This window comes from Oleiphilus sp. HI0067 (assembly GCF_001635735.1).
Genome location: NZ_LWFI01000237.1, coordinates 1 through 658 on the forward strand (window position 1 = coordinate 1; position 658 = coordinate 658).

At 38.3% G+C, this 658-nt stretch carries 2 protein-coding genes; one reads left to right on the forward strand and one right to left on the reverse strand.

Going from position 1 to position 658, the window contains the following annotated elements:
- Window positions 1-88: 88 nt before the first annotated feature.
- The gene (locus A3739_RS03120; RefSeq protein ID WP_068500272.1) at window positions 89-373 is read left to right on the forward strand and encodes a hypothetical protein; all 285 of its coding nucleotides are present in this window, start codon (window positions 89-91) and stop codon (window positions 371-373) included.
- A gap of 81 nt (window positions 374-454) precedes the next feature.
- Here the strand turns inward: A3739_RS03120 and A3739_RS30655 are convergent.
- Window positions 455-658: type IIL restriction-modification enzyme MmeI (locus A3739_RS30655; protein WP_231876987.1), on the reverse strand; the 204-nt coding region annotated here is incomplete at its 5' end.

Below are 658 nucleotides of genomic sequence, written 5' to 3' on the forward strand. Positions count from 1 at the left end.
AATACTCTATTAAAATAGTATTCAATAATTTTCCATTCCCAATTAACCCGACAGACAAACAAATTTCAAACGGCGTAAGAAAGGCTATGTGTTCGCGAGCGAGCGCTCAAAACATGGCTATATTGATTCGTTTAACTACTTAATGGATAAAGTGATCGAGGAAACAGGAATACAGTTTACCTATCACGATTTACGAAGAACCTTTACAACGGTTGCCGAAAGCTTAGATATCTCTCAGTACGCACTTAAAAGCTTGGTTAATCACTCAACATCGGGTGATATTACCGCGCGCTATGTCATTGCCGATGTAGAGCGTTTGAGAGAGCCTTTGGAGAAAATTCAAGCGTTTATGTTAGATAAAGCTCTAGATTAAAATGTAGAGTGATTATGCAGGGACGTAGACCCGTGTTAAAAAACGCCCCCGTTCTCAAAAACTCTCTACTTTTTATTTGCTTTAGGGTAAAAAACTTGCTGCTTCCTGATATTTGTCGAATAGGAACGCAACTCTATTAGCTTCGCTCTTAAACTTTTTCTTAGTGTAAAGAGCGTCTACGGATTTATCTAGTTCTTGATGGGCTTTAAACAGATCAGCAGGCATTGTTAACGGATCATAAAGATCTTCCAGTGAATCGCCAATATATTTTGATCGCGTATCTAA